The 16,269-nt window shown below is 60.7% G+C and carries 15 protein-coding genes and 1 tRNA gene; 13 read left to right on the forward strand and 3 right to left on the reverse strand.

The window, feature by feature from the left end:
* Positions 1–131 precede the first annotated feature (131 nt).
* The gene (locus B4E36_RS03165; protein WP_345899961.1) at positions 132–1,016 is read right to left on the reverse strand and encodes a MurR/RpiR family transcriptional regulator; all 885 of its coding nucleotides are present in this window, start codon (positions 1,014–1,016) and stop codon (positions 132–134) included.
* A 146-nt stretch (positions 1,017–1,162) separates the two neighbouring features.
* On the opposite strand from B4E36_RS03165, the gene B4E36_RS03170 reads away from it, so the two are divergent.
* The 7 genes from B4E36_RS03170 to B4E36_RS03200 all read left to right on the forward strand — a co-directional run bounded on the left by B4E36_RS03170 (position 1,163) and on the right by B4E36_RS03200 (position 9,107).
* Entirely contained in the window at positions 1,163–1,924 is a 762-nt protein-coding gene (locus B4E36_RS03170; RefSeq protein ID WP_345899965.1) for an N-formylglutamate amidohydrolase, read from the forward strand.
* Complete coding sequence (locus tag B4E36_RS03175) at positions 1,924–2,433, forward strand: TRAP transporter small permease subunit (RefSeq protein WP_345899962.1); 510 nt, start codon at positions 1,924–1,926, stop codon at positions 2,431–2,433. Before B4E36_RS03170 ends, B4E36_RS03175 begins: the two co-directional genes overlap by 1 nt.
* Entirely contained in the window at positions 2,430–3,758 is a 1,329-nt protein-coding gene (locus B4E36_RS03180) for a TRAP transporter large permease subunit (protein WP_345899963.1), read from the forward strand. Before B4E36_RS03175 ends, B4E36_RS03180 begins: the two co-directional genes overlap by 4 nt.
* Positions 3,759–3,851: 93 nt before the next feature.
* Positions 3,852–4,898: a TRAP transporter substrate-binding protein gene (locus tag B4E36_RS03185; protein ID WP_018066969.1), complete on the forward strand. Its 1,047-nt coding sequence runs from the start codon at positions 3,852–3,854 to the stop codon at positions 4,896–4,898.
* 256 nt (positions 4,899–5,154) lie between these two features.
* Complete coding sequence (locus tag B4E36_RS03190) at positions 5,155–6,528, forward strand: glutamine synthetase family protein (RefSeq protein ID WP_292060207.1); 1,374 nt, start codon at positions 5,155–5,157, stop codon at positions 6,526–6,528.
* Positions 6,529–6,579: 51 nt separating this feature from the next.
* The gene (locus B4E36_RS03195; protein WP_292060193.1) at positions 6,580–7,965 is read left to right on the forward strand and encodes an aldehyde dehydrogenase family protein; all 1,386 of its coding nucleotides are present in this window, start codon (positions 6,580–6,582) and stop codon (positions 7,963–7,965) included.
* Positions 7,962–9,107, forward strand: a complete 1,146-nt coding sequence (locus B4E36_RS03200) for an iron-containing alcohol dehydrogenase (RefSeq protein WP_292060195.1) — start codon at positions 7,962–7,964, stop codon at positions 9,105–9,107. Before B4E36_RS03195 ends, B4E36_RS03200 begins: the two co-directional genes overlap by 4 nt.
* A 20-nt stretch (positions 9,108–9,127) precedes the next feature.
* Here the strand turns inward: B4E36_RS03200 and B4E36_RS03205 are convergent, their stop codons facing one another.
* The gene (locus tag B4E36_RS03205) at positions 9,128–9,781 is read right to left on the reverse strand and encodes a hypothetical protein (RefSeq protein WP_292060197.1); all 654 of its coding nucleotides are present in this window, start codon (positions 9,779–9,781) and stop codon (positions 9,128–9,130) included.
* Between the two features lie 194 nt (positions 9,782–9,975).
* Here B4E36_RS03205 and B4E36_RS03210 point away from each other — a divergent pair, with 194 nt between their 5' ends.
* Positions 9,976–10,242, forward strand: coding sequence for a DUF1467 family protein (locus B4E36_RS03210; protein ID WP_018066974.1), 267 nt, complete (start codon positions 9,976–9,978; stop codon positions 10,240–10,242).
* Between the two features lie 5 nt (positions 10,243–10,247).
* Here B4E36_RS03210 and B4E36_RS03215 read toward each other — a convergent pair whose 3' ends face one another.
* Positions 10,248–10,862, reverse strand: coding sequence for a hypothetical protein (locus B4E36_RS03215; RefSeq protein ID WP_292060199.1), 615 nt, complete (start codon positions 10,860–10,862; stop codon positions 10,248–10,250).
* A gap of 554 nt (positions 10,863–11,416) precedes the next feature.
* Between B4E36_RS03215 and proS the strand changes: the two genes are divergently transcribed.
* The 5 genes from proS to B4E36_RS03240 all read left to right on the forward strand — a co-directional run bounded on the left by proS (position 11,417) and on the right by B4E36_RS03240 (position 15,788).
* Positions 11,417–12,745: a proline--tRNA ligase gene (gene proS, locus B4E36_RS03220; RefSeq protein ID WP_292060201.1), complete on the forward strand. Its 1,329-nt coding sequence runs from the start codon at positions 11,417–11,419 to the stop codon at positions 12,743–12,745.
* Positions 12,746–12,758: 13 nt separating this feature from the next.
* On the forward strand, positions 12,759–14,051 hold the full coding sequence (locus B4E36_RS03225) for a lipoprotein-releasing ABC transporter permease subunit (RefSeq protein ID WP_292060202.1): 1,293 nt from the start codon (positions 12,759–12,761) through the stop codon (positions 14,049–14,051).
* Between the two features lie 9 nt (positions 14,052–14,060).
* A complete protein-coding gene (locus B4E36_RS03230; RefSeq protein WP_292060203.1) occupies positions 14,061–14,747 on the forward strand; it encodes an ABC transporter ATP-binding protein in 687 nt (228 codons plus the stop codon).
* Between the two features lie 446 nt (positions 14,748–15,193).
* Positions 15,194–15,457: a hypothetical protein gene (locus B4E36_RS03235; RefSeq protein ID WP_018066980.1), complete on the forward strand. Its 264-nt coding sequence runs from the start codon at positions 15,194–15,196 to the stop codon at positions 15,455–15,457.
* Between the two features lie 246 nt (positions 15,458–15,703).
* Positions 15,704–15,788, forward strand: a tRNA-Leu gene (locus tag B4E36_RS03240).
* The last annotated feature ends 481 nt before the right edge of the window (positions 15,789–16,269 follow it).

Here is a 16,269-nt window from a genome sequence, read left to right on the forward strand (position 1 = left end):
CTCTCCCTCAAGGGGAGAGATTGTGGGCTGCAGCGTAGAGCAAGCTCGACAGTCAGCAGATGACAGCAACACTTGTCCAGCAGATCCCCGGCGCAGTGGATTGATCCGATTTGCGCATCCGCAGACCGCTCTCACCCCGGCTTGCGAAACAGCCGGCTCTGCTCGAACAGTCCCTCCAGCACGCTGATGCGCTCGCGGGTCTTGTCCCAGCTTTTCGATTGCACCGCCTCGATCAGCGCTTCGACCACGAACAGGGTGACGATGGAGGAGTCCCAGGCGGACGGGACCTCGATGTGGACGCGGAAGGTGTGGCGGGCGAATTTGGCGACCGGGGAGGCCCATTGATCGGTGAACAGGATGATTTCCAGCCCGTTTTCCTTCGCCACCCGCGCCAGCACCGCCATGTCCTGCTCGTAGCGGCGGATGTCGAAGATCACCAGCACATCGCCCTTGGCCATGTTCAGCATATGCTGCGGCCATGAGGAGGAGTTGGACGACATCAGCGTCGTCTTCGGCCGGATCACCTGCATATGGGTGAAGAAGTAGCTGGCGAGCGCGCCGGTGATGCGGCCGCCGACGAAATAGACGGCGCGATCGAGATCGGAGAGAAGCTCGGCGGCGCCTGAAAAGGTCGCTTGGTCGAGCTGTGATAGCGTGCGGCGCATATTGTCGATCGCGGCCTCGCCGAAGCGGTTCAGGATATGGGTTTCTGGCACGTTGCGGGCGAGGCGGTCGTGCTTTGCGATCGGGTTGGAAAGCGTTGCCTCCAGCTCCTGATGCAGCCGCCCCTGAAACTCGCCATAGCCCTTGAAGCCGAGCTTCTGCACCATGCGGGCAACCGTGGGCGTCGACACATCGGCGTTTTCGGCAAGCGTGGTGATGCTGCCGAGACCGGAGACCGGATAGTTCTCCCGGATCGTGTCGGCCAGCCGCTTCTCCGACCGCGTCAGCCCCTCATAGCTGGCGGCGATAATGTCGGCGACTGTCCGGACTGGTTCGTTCACGCTCTGCTCCATGGTTCGCGCTCATTAAGAGATGCGGCGTTAATTCCGTCAATGGCAAAAATGAAGAGAAGTTTTCATCATGCGATTGACAACGCCAGCGTTCTGAAGAACTATTTACAAAACAAGAAATACAAAAATCAGGGGATCGGATGCTGGAAATGTCGGGGCTCTTGAGCGCCCGCGACGGTGCGCCTGTTGCCATCGAACGCGCGGAAGCGAAAAGCGATATCGTGCTGATCTGCGAACACGCCAGCCAGCGTGTTCCGGAGAGCCTTGGCGATATGGGGCTGAGCGAAGATCTTCTCGAAAGCCATATCGCCTGGGACCCCGGCGCGCTCGCAGTTGCTACGCTGCTCAGTGAAGCGCTCGACGCCACCCTCATTCACCAGCGTTTCTCGCGGCTTGCCTATGACTGCAACCGGCCGCCTGAGGCGAAGGATGCCATTCCCGAAGTCAGCGAGATTTACGAAGTGCCCGGCAATCGCGGTCTGCGTCCGGTCGAGCGCGCTGCCCGGGCGGAAGCGCTCTACCACCCGTTCCACAAGGCGATCGATGACCTGCTTGTCGCGCGCCAGAATGCCCGGCGTTCGCCCGTGATCGTCACCATCCATTCCTTCACGCCGGTCTTCAAGGGCGTCACGCGCGATGTCGAAATCGGCATTCTGCATGACAGCGACAGCAGGCTTGCCGATTGCATGCTGGCAAAGGTCGCGGGCGGATACGACGTGCGCCGCAACGAACCCTATGCACCGGTCGATGGTGTGACCCACACGTTGCGCCGCCATGGGCTGCCACGTCGGCTCCCGAATGTCATGATCGAAATCCGCAACGATCTGATCGCCGATGCGGTCGGGCAGGCGAAGGCGGCGGGCTTCATCGCCGGGCTTCTCGGCGAGTGCATTGGCGGGGAGGCCGCGTAATGCCGCAAGCGATCAGGACCTATGTGCGCTATGTCGATGGCTTCAACCGCGTGATCGGCCGCATCGCGATGTGGCTGATCTTCGTGATGATGGGCATCCTGCTGTGGTCGTCGGTCTCGAAGACCATGTTCAACCCGTCGCTCTGGACGCTGGAAATGGCGCAGTTTGTGATGACCGCCTATTACATTCTCGGCGGCGCCTATTCGCTGCAGCTCGACAGCCATGTGCGCATGGACCTGATCTATGGCCGCTGGACGCCGCGCCAGAAGGCGGCGGTCGATGCCGTCACCGTGATCATGCTGTTCACCTATTTGATCTTCCTGCTGATCGGCGGCGTGTCCTCCACGGAGTACGCCCTGAAGTATGGCGAGACCTCCTATTCGAGCTGGTCGCCCTATATGGCGCCGATCAAGATCGTCATGGTCTTCGGTATCTTCCTGATGTTCCTGCAGACGACATCGATCTTCTTCAAGGACCTGGCGAAGGCGCTGGGGAGGGAAATGGCATGAACCTCTCCTATGAAATGATCGCGCTTCTGCTGTTCTTCTCGATGATGATGACCATGCTGACCGGTCAGCGCGTGTTCGCGGCGATCGGTTTCGTTGGCGTGGTAGCGGCGGCGGCACTATGGGGCACCGGCGGCTACGAGCTTGGCTTTTCGGCCAGCATGAAGCTGATGAAGTGGTATCCGATGCTGACGCTGCCGCTGTTCATCTTCATGGGCTACATGCTGTCGGAATCGGGCATCGCCGAAGACCTCTACAAGGCGTTCCACGTCTGGATGGGCGGGTTGCCGGGCGGCCTTGCGGTAGGAACCATCGGGCTGATGGTGGTGATCTCCGCCATGAACGGCCTTTCGGTCGCCGGCATGGCGATCGGCGCGACCATCGCGCTGCCGGAACTGCTCAGGCGCGGCTATGACAAGATCATGGTCTCGGGCGTGATCCAGGCCGGGTCCTCCCTCGGCATTCTGGTGCCGCCAAGCGTGGTGCTGGTGCTTTACGGCATGATCGCGCGTCAGCCGGTCGGCAAGCTCTGGGTGGCGGGCGCGCTGCCCGGCCTGATGCTTGCTGCCCTTTTCGTCATCTACATCGTCATCCGCTGCCGCATGAACCCGGCGCTTGGGCCCGCGCTGCCGAAGGAAGAGCGCGACATGCCGCTTGGCGAGAAGCTGAAGCTGCTCAGGGCCGGCATCATCCCGTTCCTGATCTTCTTCCTGATGATGGGCCTGTTCCTGATGGGCGTCACCAGCCTGACGGAAAGTGCCGCCATCGGCGCGCTGTCGGCGCTGGTTGCAGCCCTTGTGAAGCGCCGGCTGACATGGAAGCTGCTCAACAAGACGATGGAGCAGACGCTCGGCATTTCCTGCATGTTCATGTGGATCATCGTGGCAGCGCTCTGCTTCGGCGCGGTGTTCGACGGGCTTGGCGCGGTCAGGGCGCTGGAACATCTGCTGCTCGAAAAATGGGAGCTCGGCCCCTGGGAAATCCTGATCCTGATGCAGATTTCCTATATCATCATGGGCACCTTCCTGGATGACACGGCGATGCTGGTGATTGTCGCGCCGCTTTACGTGCCGCTGGTCGGCCATCTCGGTTTCGATCTCGTCTGGTATGGCGTGCTCTACACCATCACCTGCCAGATCGCCTATATGACGCCGCCCTTCGGCTACAATCTCTTTCTCATGCGGGCCATGGCCCCGCCCGAAATATCGCTTGTCGATATCTACCGCTCCGTCTGGCCGTTCGTGATCATTATGATCATCGGTCTGGCGATCGTCACGGCATTCCCGCAGATCGCGCTGTGGCTGCCGAACCTTGTCTATGCGCGCTGAGGGAGCGGACAGCGCGCGACAACTGCCCCATTGCCGGGGGAAATGCGAAATGCGGCATAAGGCCGGATTTCGATAAAACAGAGGGAAACGGACATGAACAGCAGACGTACATTTCTCAGGAATGCGGGCCTTGCGACCGCGGCCGGCGCATCCGCGCTTGCCGCGCCCGCCGTCGTGCGCGCCCAGTCGAAGATCACCTGGCGGCTCCAGACCTATGCCGGTCCGGCGCTGGCCGAACATGTGGTGAAGGACTGCATCGACAACTTCAATAAGGCGGCGAATGGCGAGATGGAAATCCAGCTCTTCACCGCCGATCAGCTTGTGCCGACGGGCGAACTGTTCCGCGCCATGCAGGCCGGCACCATCGACGCCGTCCAGTCCGACGACGATTCCATGAACTCGCCGCTCGATATCAAGGTATTCGGCGGCTACTTCCCCTTCGCCTCGAAATTCAGCCTCGATGTGCCGACGCTGTTTTACGAATACGGCCTCGCCGATATCTGGGAAAAAGCCTATTCCGAGGTTGGCGTGCAGTGGATTTCCGCCGGCGCCTGGGACCCGTGCAACTTCGCCACCGTCAATCCGGTGAAGAGCCTTTCGGACCTTGAGGGCCTGCGCATCTTCACCTTCCCGACGGCCGGCAAGTTCCTGTCGCAGTTCGGCGTCGTGCCGGTCACGCTGCCGTGGGAAGACGTGCAGGTCGCCATGCAGACTGGCGAACTCGACGGCCTTGCATGGTCCGGCATTACCGAGGATTACACCGTCGGCTGGGCGGATGTGACCAACTACTTCCTGACCAACAACATTTCCGGCGGCTGGTGCGGTTCGTTCTTCGTCAATTCCGACAAATGGGCGGAGGTACCGGAGCATCTGAAGGTGTTGTTCCGCATGTGCACGGATAGTTCACACCTGCATCGCCTGCACTGGTATTGGGGCGGCGAGGCGCGGCTTCGCGCCCATGGCGACAAGCTCGAACTGACCACCATTCCGGAAGCGGAATGGAAGACGGTCGAGGATGCCGCCGATGCCTTCTGGGACGAGATCGCCGCCGAGACCGACCGCACGGCGGAAGTGGTCAAGATCCTGAAGCAGTATCAGGCCGACATGAACGCCGCCGGCCCGCCCTACCGCGCCGGTTGATTGACGAGGCTGCCTGGGCGGGGAGTGTTTTTGTTCGCCAAGCCGTCCCTCCTTTTCTGAGTCACCCTCGGGCTTGACCCGAGGGTCCAGGCAGCGCTCTCCGTGTCGCCTGGATGCTCGGGTCAAGCCCGAGCATGACGCATGAGAGGGGAAGAGGCCGGTGCACACCGTATGCCCACGGGCCGCCACACCATTGACACCGGTCGTCCGGAGTGTTCCAGCTCCGGACGATCGCATGAACCACAGGATGAGCCCGATGAGCGCGGAATACACATTCAACCAACTGAAAAAGGATGTCGCGGACGGCAACATCGACACCGTTCTAGTCTGCCAGATCGACATGCAGGGCCGCCTGATGGGCAAGCGTTTCACGGGAACCCATTTCGTCGACAGCGCCCACAAGGAGACGCATAGCTGCAATTACGTTCAGGCGACCGACATGGAGATGCACACCGTCGAAGGCTATGCCGCGACGAGCTGGGCTTCGGGCTATGGCGACTACACCATGACGCCTGATCTTTCGACGCTGCGCCGCGTGCCCTGGCTGGAAGGCACGGCGCTGGTGCTGTGCGATGTTTCAGACCACGCCACCCATGCGGATGTCGCGCATTCCCCACGCGCGATCCTGAAGAAACAGATCGCCCGGCTGGAAGACCACGGCTACCGCGCCTTCATGGCGACGGAGCTCGAATTCTTCCTGTTCAACCAGACATTCGAGAGCGCGCAGCAATCCGGCTATCGCGGACTGACCCGCTCCAGCGCCTATAACGAGGACTACCACATTCTCCAGACCACCAAGGAGGAGGATGTGATGCGGGCGATCCGCAACGGTCTGCAGGGCGCGGGCATCCCGGTCGAAAACACCAAGGGCGAGGCGGATGCGGGGCAGGCGGAACTGAACGTGCGCTATGCCGATGCGCTGACCATGGCCGACCGCCACGTGATCGCCAAGAATGCCTGCAAGGAAATCGCCTGGCAGAAGGGCAAGGCCGTGACCTTCATGGCCAAATGGAACTACGAGGCCGCCGGCAACTCCTCCCATGTCCACCAGTCGCTATGGAGCAAGGACGGCAAGACGCCGCTGTTCCACGATCCCGACGGGCGCTTCGGCATGTCGAAGCTTATGGAGCATTACGTGGCCGGCCTGCTCGCCCATTCCGCCGAAATCACCTATTTCCTGGCGCCCTATATCAATTCCTACAAGCGCTTCATGGCAGGCACCTTCGCGCCGACCAAGGCGATCTGGTCGAAGGACAACCGCACGGCCGGTTTCCGGCTTTGCGGAGATCATTCCAAGGGCATCCGCATCGAATGCCGGGTCGGCGGAGCGGATCTCAACCCCTATCTCGCCTTTGCGGCGCTGCTGGCGGCGGGGCTGGACGGGATCGAAAAGGAAATGACGCTGGAGGAGCCTTATGTCGGCGACGCCTATGGCAGCGCCGCTGATGTCCGCGAAATTCCGAAGACGCTGCGCGCAGCGCGCGAGGCCATGAACGGCTCCGACATGCTGCGCGCGGCGTTTGGTGGTGATGTCATCGACCATTACTGCCGCGCGGCGGATTGGGAGCAGGAAGAATATGATCGGCGGGTCACGGATTGGGAGGTGGCGCGCGGGTTCGAACGCGCCTGACTTTGAGCGGCGCGAGCGAAACGAGATTATGAAGACAACAGGATGACGATCATGACAATGATCCAATGTATCTCGCCGGTCGACGGATCGGTTTATGCCGAGCGCGAGGCGCTTTCGGCCACGGCGGCGAAGAGCTCCGTTGAGCGGGCGCGCGTGGCGCAGAAGGAATGGGCCGCACGGCCGCTTTCGGAGCGGATCGCGCTGGTGCAGGCCGGCGTGAAGGCGCTCAACGCCATGAGCGAGGAGGTCGTCACGGAACTGGCCTGGATGATGGGCCGGCCGGTGCGCTATGGCGGCGAGTTCGGCGGGGTCAACGAGCGCGCGGACCATATGGCGAAGATCGCGGCAGAGGCGCTGGCGCCGATCGACGTGGAGGAAAGCGGCGATTTTCGCCGATACATCGCCCGCGAGCCGCACGGCGTCGTTCTCGTCATCGCGCCCTGGAACTATCCCTATCTGACGTCGATCAACACCATCGTGCCGGGGCTGATCGCCGGCAATGCGGTGATCATCAAGCATGCCAGCCAGACGCTGTTGGTCGGCGAGCGGATCGTGAAAGCCTTTGTCTCGGCTGGTATACCGGAAGACCTGTTCCAGAATGTGTTCCTCGATCATGCGACCACCAGCGAGTTGATTGCCGCAAAAACCTTTGATTTCATAAACTTCACCGGTTCCGTTGAAGGCGGACGTGAAATGGAGCGGGCCGCCGCCGGCACCTTCACCCCGCTCGGGCTGGAGCTTGGCGGCAAGGATCCGGGCTATGTCATGGACGACGCCGATCTCGACGCCGCCGTCGCGACGCTGATGGACGCGGCGATGTTCAATGCCGGCCAGTGCTGCTGCGGCATCGAACGCATCTATGTGATCGATAGCCTTTATGATGCCTTCGTGGAAAAGGCCGTGGCCTTTGTTTCCGCCTACAAGCTCGGCAATCCGCTCGACAGCGAAACCACGCTCGGCCCGATGGCGCACAAGCGCTTTGCCGCAGTCGTGCGCCAGCAGATCGAAGAGGCCGTTGCCGCCGGCGCCAAGGCGCTGATCGATCCGGCGCTGTTTCCGGAGGATGACGGCGGCGCCTATCTTGCGCCGCAGGTGCTTGTCGATGTCGATCACTCAATGAGCGTGATGCGCGAGGAAAGCTTTGGCCCCGTCGTCGGCATCATGAGGGTGTCCTCCGATGAGGAGGCGCTGGAACTGATGAACGACAGCCAGTACGGGCTGACCGCGTCGCTGTGGACTGAGGATGCCGATCGCGCGGCAGCACTTGGTGCGCGGATCGAGACGGGCACCATCTTCATGAACCGCGCCGATTATCTAGACCCTGGCCTGTGCTGGACGGGCTGCAAGAATACCGGGCGCGGCGGATCGCTCTCCGTCATCGGTTTCCACAATCTCACCCGGCCAAAATCCTATCATCTGAAGAAAGTCACGAAATGAGCCCGAGAGCCAATTGGAGCTATCCGACCGCCGTCAGGTTTGGCGCAGGCCGGATCGTTGAACTCGCCGATGCCTGCAACAGCCTCGGCATCAGGCGCCCGCTGCTGGTCACCGACAAGGGGCTGGCCGGCCTGCCGATCACGAGACAAGCGCTGGCGATCCTCGCCGATGGCGGGCTTGAGGCCGGCCTGTTTTCGGAGGTCGATCCCAATCCGAACGAAAACAACCTCGCCGCCGGCGTGAAGGCCTATATCGATGGCGGGCATGACGGCGTGATCGCCTTCGGCGGTGGTTCCGGTCTCGATCTCGGCAAGCTGGTAGCAATGATGCCGGGCCAGACCCGTCCGGTCTGGGATTTCGAGGATATCGGCGACTGGTGGACGCGGGCGGATGCCAGCAAGATCGCGCCGATCATCGCGGTGCCGACCACGGCGGGCACGGGTTCGGAAGTCGGCCGGGCAGGGGTGCTCACCAATTCCGAGACCCATGTGAAGAAGATCATCTTCCACCCGAAACTGCTGCCGGGCATCGTCATCTGCGACCCGGAACTGACCGTCGGCATGCCGAGGGTGATCACGGCTGGCACCGGGCTCGATGCGCTGGCGCATTGCCTGGAGGCCTATTGCTCGCCGCATTACCACCCGATGTCGCAGGGTATCGCGCTGGAGGGCATGCGGCTGGTGAAGGACAACCTCCCGCGCGTCTATGCCGATGGCAACGATATCGACGCCCGCGCGGAAATGATGAGCGCCGCCGCCATGGGCGCCGTCGCCTTCCAGAAAGGCCTCGGCGCGATCCACGCGATCTCCCATCCCATCGGCGCGGTCTACAACACCCACCACGGCATGACCAATGCCGTGGTGATGCCGGCCGTGCTTCGGTTCAACCGCGAGGAGATCGAAGGCAGGCTGAAATTGGCCGCCGATTATCTTCAAATTTCAGGTGGTTACGAAGGATTCTACAACTTCATTCTTGACTTCAGGGCAGCGCTGGACGTGCCGGACACGCTATCGGCCATGGGCATAAAGCCGGACCGGATCGATGAACTGGCCGCAATGGCCATGGAAGATCCAAGCACCGGCGGCAACCCGGTCAAGATGACGCTGGAGAATACAAGGGCGCTGCTCGCCGACTGCTTCTGATCGGCGAGGCGGCGGCCGAATCAGGCCGCCGCGGCCAGTATGTCGTCTTTCGCGTCGTCAAGCGCTGCGCGTACAAGCCCGGTCAGCAGGCGGGGGAGGTTCTCCCGCTTGCCGGCCAGATCGGCCAGCGCCTCGCTGTCTAGACCCAGGTCGGCGGCAGCCTCCGCCGCCTTGCGGTCAACGAAGGGGAAATGTTCCTCCCAGGCGACCTGGACCTCGCGGAAGAAGATATCCGCGCCGACCTTGCCGATGCCCTTGAATTGCTGGAGCAACGCTCTTTCCCGCTCCGGATCGTTCTCCGCCTCCTTGCGCAGATTGCGCAGATCGCCCGAATAGCGATCATTGATGATCTCCGTGGTGTCGGCGATGTAGCGGGCGGTGCTCTCGTCATAACGGGCGTAGCCGTTCTCGTTCAGAACCTTGACGCGTTGCTCCCATGTTGTCGCCGCCATCTTCTCGGGCGTCGTCCAGCCGGCGTCGAAAAGCGCCGCGGCTGCCTGCCGGGCCTGGTTGGCGCTGATGCGCGCGCTCATCAGCAATGCGCACAGAAGCCATTGGTAGAGAGGGGACGGCGTGTTTTTGCCGACATTGATGCGGAGCGCTTCCGCGTAGCTTTCGGGATAGCGCTCGAGGATTGCTTTGACGATCGCCTTCTGTTGCGCCTTGTCGGCCATGTCTGCCTCCGAACTTGTGATGTTGCGCTTCTCATCCGGTAATGCGTTGTTCCCCGCATGGTTCCCACCGTTGCCTCGAGTGGGGTAAACGGTTTAAGGAGGGGCCGCAGGGTGGCGCAAGCGGCGGACCAGTTATGTCTGGCCGGTACGAATTGCGATAGAACGTCGGCGCCCATCCGGTCGGAGGTTGATACGTGTCGCTGTTTTCCGCGTTTGCCGTTTATTTCGTGATCTGGTGGATCACCCTGTTCGCCGTGCTGCCGTTCGGCCTCAGGACCCAGGATGAGGCAGGCGACATTGTGCCCGGCACCACGGAGAGCGCACCCCACAAATTCCGCCCCTGGCGCGTGGTTCTGTGGACCTCGGCGGTTTCGGCCGTGGTGTTCGCGCTGTGGTGGCTGGTGGTAAAGGAAATCGGCTTTACGCTCGGAGACCTCGCCCGCCTGATCGGGCCGGCGTAAAATACCTAGAATTTATAGCGCAGGAAGGCGCTGCCGAGGCCGTAGTCGAAATCATCGGCCGCCGCGTCGTCCGTGGAGGCGCCATATTCGATGCGGGCGCCGAGTTCCAGGCCGGTCGGTATGAATTTGACGCTGGTTTCCAGCCCGCCGAACAACGCGCCGGTATCGATATCCTCGCTTTGGTAGCCGAAACGCGATGAGCTGGTCTCGACCTCGCGGTAAAGCTGCCGGTAGCCCGCGAACGGGGAGATGGTGAGAACGCCGAGATTGGCCTTGCCTTGCACATAACCGCCGATCGAGGAGAATCGGGTTTCGCTGGTGCCGGTCCCGTAGCGCTGTGACAGGCTCGCGGACGTGCTGCCGAGGCTCGAAAACCCGGTGATGCCGGCGCAGATATTGAACGGACCCTCGCTGCAGATGCCCAGCCGCCCGTCTATGCCCCAATAGGTGTTGGCGATCAGATCGTCCATCGCGTCGTCATTCATGTGCAGCATCAGCGCCGCCGGCCCGCCGGAAATGTCGAGATAGAAGAGGTCGGATAACTCCGCCGCGCGGACTTGCGTGGCCGTGGCGAGGGGGATGGCGACAGAAAGAAGGGCGACGTGCGGAAAACGGCTCAAAACGGGGCCTCGACAAGATGATGGAACCGTTCTTGTCGTGCAGGCGCCGTGCAGGGTCAAGGACGCGCCGCAACTTCCCGTTGCGGTGGTCAACAAAGGCTTAAGCGGAGCCCGGTTTCTGAAAGCCAAAAAAAAACAAGGCCGAAGGCCCTGTTTTTCAAGTATCGCGTGATCCGTTCCGTTGCCGGGGCTGCGCAAAGCGCGCCAAGATCGATCCTCCCAAGACTTTACCGCGAATAAAAGGCAAGAATTTAAGCTCCCTGCCTGTTTTATGGGCTCAACCTAGCCCAATGATTGGGCCTTGTCATCTCTTATTTTGCATTTTTGCGACAGTGGGAGAAGTTTTTACGTTTGACAAACAGGTTTGTGCGTTCTGCAACGTTACAAGTAGTTGACATTTTTCAACCCCTTCCTAAGGCGGCCATCAAATCACCCTTTTGCCGGCGCGCATCCCCGCTTTGCTTCTCGTTCGCAACCCGTTAAAAGGGGCCGGAACAAACCTGATTTGCCCCATGATTCCCGACTGAACGGGATAAGCCAGAAAGCAGATTGTCATGCGTCTTTCCCGTTATTTTCTGCCGATCCTGAAGGAGAATCCCAAGGAGGCGGAAATCGTCTCGCACCGGCTGATGCTGCGCGCCGGCATGGTGCGCCAGCATTCGCAGGGCATCTATTCCTGGCTGCCGCTCGGCAAGCGCGTTCTCGACAAGGTCAACCGCATCATCCGCGAGGAGCAGGACCGCTCCGGCGCGGTGGAGCTTTTGATGCCGACCATGCAGTCCGCCGATTTGTGGATGGAAAGCGGCCGCTACGAGGCCTATGGCAAGGAAATGCTGCGGATCACCGACCGCCAGGACCGCGCCATGCTGTTCGGCCCCACCAACGAGGAAATGATCACGGAGATTTTCCGCTCCTATATCAAGTCCTACAAGCATCTGCCGCTCAACCTCTACCACATCCAGTGGAAGTTCCGCGACGAGATCCGTCCGCGCTTCGGCACCATGCGTTCGCGCGAATTCATGATGAAGGACGCCTATTCCTTCGATCTGACGCTCGAAGGCGCCGAGCATTCCTACCGCAAGATGTTCGCCGCCTATCTGAGGACCTTCGACCGGCTCGGCCTGCGCGCGATCCCGATGCGTGCCGATACCGGCCCGATCGGCGGCAATCTCAGCCATGAATTCATCATTCTGGCCGAGACCGGCGAATCCGAAGTGTTCTGCCACCGCGACTTCGTCAATTTCGACATCCCGCCCGCCGATCTCGATTTCGATAGCCCTGAAGCGCTGAAGGGCATTTTCGACAAGTGGACGTCTCTCTATGCGGCGACCGACGAGATGCATGACGAAGCCGCCTTCGACGCGCTGCCGGAGGGCGAGCGCCTTTCCGCGCGCGGCATCGAGGTCGGCCACATCTTCTATTTCGGCACCAAATATTCCGAGCCCATGGGCGCCAAGGTGCAGGGGCCGGATGGCAAGGAGCACCCCGTCCACATGGGCTCCTACGGTATTGGCCCGACGCGCCTTGTTCCCGCCATCATCGAAGCCTCCCATGACGAGAACGGCATCATCTGGCCGGATTCGGTGGCGCCGTTCGATGCGGTGATCATCAACATGAAGGCGGGTGACGCGGCCTGCGACGGGGTCTGCGAGAAGCTCTACGAGGCCTTGCAGAATGCCGGGCTGGACGTGCTCTACGACGATACCGACGAACGCGCCGGGGGCAAGTTCGCGACCGCCGACCTGATCGGCGTTCCGAGCCAGGTTGTCGTCGGCCCGCGCGGCGTCGCCAATGGCGAGGTCGAACTCAAGGACCGCAAGACCGGCGCGCGCGAAGCCATGACGGTGGAAGCCGCGATCGCAAAGCTCACCAACGGGCGCTGAGGAGAACGGATTTATGGCTGCGGCCTCAGAGACAGACGAGAGTTTGAAGGTAGCCAAGCCGTTTTCCGTGTTCGAGCGCATGGTGGCCTGGCGCTATCTGCGATCGCGCCGCAAGGAGGCGTTCATCTCGGTGATCGCAGGATTCTCCTTCGTCGGCATCATGCTGGGCGTGGCCACGCTGATCATCGTGATGGCGGTGATGAACGGGTTCCGCAGTGAGTTGGTGAGCCGCATTCTCGGTATTAACGGCCATGTCGTGGTGCTGCCTGCCGGCGAGCCCTTCAAGGACTACGCCGCGTTGACTGAGAAGCTGGAAGGTGTGGAGGGCGTTCGTCTCGCCTTTCCGCTGGTCGAGGGGCAGGCGCTGGTTTCCGGCGCGCAAGGGGCGGGCAGCGGCGCGCTGGTGCGCGGCGTTCGGCCCGACGACATGCTGAAGCTGAAGACCGTCTCCGACAACATCAAAGAGGGCGACATGGTCGGCTACGCCGCCGGCGAGAGCGTGCTGATCGGCTCGCGCATGGCGACCTCGCTCGGGCTTTTCGTCGGCGACAAGATCACGATGATCTCGCCCGAAGGCGACGTGACACCCTTCGGCGTCAATCCGCGCGTCAAGGCCTATCCGATCTCCGGCATCTTCGAGATCGGCATGTCGGAATATGATGCCTCGATCATCTTCATGCCGCTCGCCGAGGCGCAGGCCTATTTCAACGCCGGCGACAAGGTGCAGAGCATCGAGGTGTTCCTCGACCATCCCGACGATGTCGACGCGGTGGTCCCGAAAATCCGGGAGGCGGCCGGCGAGGATATCGTGATTTCCGACTGGCGCCAGAACAACCGCACCTTTTTCTCCGCGCTGGAGGTGGAGCGCAACGTGATGTTCATGATCCTGACGCTGATCGTGATCGTCGCCGCCCTCAACATCATTTCCGGCCTGATCATGCTGGTGAAGGACAAGGGGCAGGATATCGCGATCCTGAGGACCATGGGCGCGACCTCGGGGTCGATCATGCGGATATTCTTCATGACGGGGGCCGCGATCGGCGTGGTCGGCACGTTTGCCGGCGTCTTTCTCGGCGTCATCGTCTGCCTCAATATCGAATCGATCCGCCAGTTCTTCTCCTGGATCACCGGCACGGTGCTGTTCGATCCGCAGCTCTATTTCCTGAGCACGCTGCCGGCGGAAATGAGCCTGGGCGAAACGCTGACGGTCGTTATCATGGCGCTGACGCTGTCCTTCATCGCCACCATCTTTCCTGCCTGGCGGGCCTCGAAGCTCGATCCGGTGCAGGCGCTGCGTTACGAATAGGAGCCTTGCTTGACCACTCCCGCACTTCAGTTGCGCGATATCGCGCGGGAATACGGGCAGGGCGATTCCGTCCTGCAGGTGCTCAAGGGCGCTTCGCTGACGCTGATGCCCGGCGAAATGGTGGCGCTGGTCGCGCCGTCGGGCACCGGAAAATCGACGCTGCTGCAGATCGCCGGCCTTCTCGAGAAGCCGACCTCCGGTGAGGTCATGCTCGGCGGGCGCGAGGCGACCGCGCTTTCGGATGACGAGCGCACCGCGCTGCGCCGCAACGACATCGGCTTCGTTTACCAGTTCCACCATCTCCTGCCGGAGTTTTCGGCGCGCGAGAACATCATGCTGCCGCAGTTGATCGCCGGCCTGCCTCCGCAGGAGGCCGGAGCCCGCGCCGACGAGATGCTGGACTATCTGCGCATCGGCCACCGCGCCGAGCACCGCCCGGCCGAGCTTTCCGGCGGCGAGCAGCAGCGCGTGGCGATTGCCCGCGCCGTGGCCAATGCGCCCCGGCTGCTGCTGGCCGACGAGCCGACCGGCAATCTCGATCCGCAGACGGCATCCTATGTTTTCGAGGCGCTGGAGGCGCTTGTGCGGCAATCCGGCCTCTCTGCCCTGATCGCCACCCACAATCTCGACCTTGCCGCCCGCATGGACCGGCAGGTAACGCTCGATGACGGACAGGTCGTGCCCCGCGTGATCTGAGCAAACGCGGCCTTCATATCCCCCCCTGTGGTTTCAGGAACTCGGACCATTCTGACGGTCGGGCACAATTGCGCCCGCCGATACCCATAGAGTGCTTGCAAGATAGGAATATTATCCTATATAATAAATACAACCTATGATAGTTTATGCCAGCGGGGTCCCTTCGAAAGCTTGGACGCCAACATGGTATTACGAAAACTTGTGGTGAAGAAAATTTTCGCTTTATGACAAGTGAGATATACAATTCGTGAATTTAAGGAAAAACATTTAATATTAATTCGGTGTATATTTACGAGTAATCTCGATTATTCAATTAACAACACATAATATACACGTAAATGAATCCTAAATTAGAAATCTTTACTTATTAAGATTGGAGTTTATAATTATAATTCGTCTGAGCGATCGGGAAGGTTGGAAGCATTAGCGGACAGGAGAGGTTGGCTATGGGTCGAAATGAAGTCGAAAATCAGGATCAGAAAAACACCAAGTCCGATGAAGAGAGGGAAGCGTGGAATCGGTACATGCGCAATTTCCGGCGGGGCTTCCGCAAGCGCGGATTGACCAGCCTTTCGACGGTAATAACCACGGAACATTCTGAATTCATTGAGCGTTATGGTCGCGACAAGGAGTGCCAGTCCAAGCGGGAGGCATTGATGATGATCATCGACGACGTCAAATCCCGCTATGATCAGGAAAGCGACGGCTGAGACCGCGGAGGTCGCTCGCGACCGTCGCCAGCCACCTGAGAACGGCCCTTTGGGCTAATTTTGCTACCATAGGTAGATTAATCAGGGCGGAAAGGGCATCTCTGTCTGGCGCTGCCATGACAGTTGAACGTCCGTCGCCCTGACCGCCGTTTTCACGATATCGGCTTGCATCGCCCGCCTGCATCGCATAATAGGCTTCGCGACGTCGTCCCTCCGGTTGCGTAACCGCGACCATGGAGCTGCGTTGCGCGTGTGGCGGAATTGGTAGACGCAGCAGGTTTAGGTCCTGCCGCCGCAAGGTGTGGGGGTTCGAGTCCCTCCACGCGCACCACAAATGTAGCGTGACGCGCGTGTAGCGTGACGCGCGGTTTTGCAATTTTGACAGCTGGTTTTGCAGCAATCAAAATGGGAACACGAAGGGCGCCGCCTTACTCTGGATCTGGTTTCGCAGAGAACACTACTAGGTGGTCCGGGCGTCCATCCTTCGCCAGCAGTTTACCGTGTACTTGAAATCTGTGACCATCCATAAGCACCGCTCTCTCTCGGCATTGGCTGAGGTCAACCGGTACTAGGAATCGATATCCGTCTGGTTGAAAATAGAGCGTATGCTCGACGTCATGCACTGTTCCCTTTAGCTCTCCAGCGTTTGCTTTTTCGGAAATTACCCGAGGCTCGTAGCGGGTCATGGCATTCTTAGCGAAGGACAACAATGCCTCATTGAGGCGTTCATCACCAAGTTTTAACTGCCTTGCTATCTGAGCATCCATCACCGGAATTCGCTTGTCGATCAGAGGTGGCTCGGTTTATCTGCA

Source organism: Martelella sp. UBA3392 (assembly GCF_002358775.1).
In the GTDB taxonomy this organism is placed as follows: domain Bacteria; phylum Pseudomonadota; class Alphaproteobacteria; order Rhizobiales; family Rhizobiaceae; genus Martelella; species Martelella mediterranea.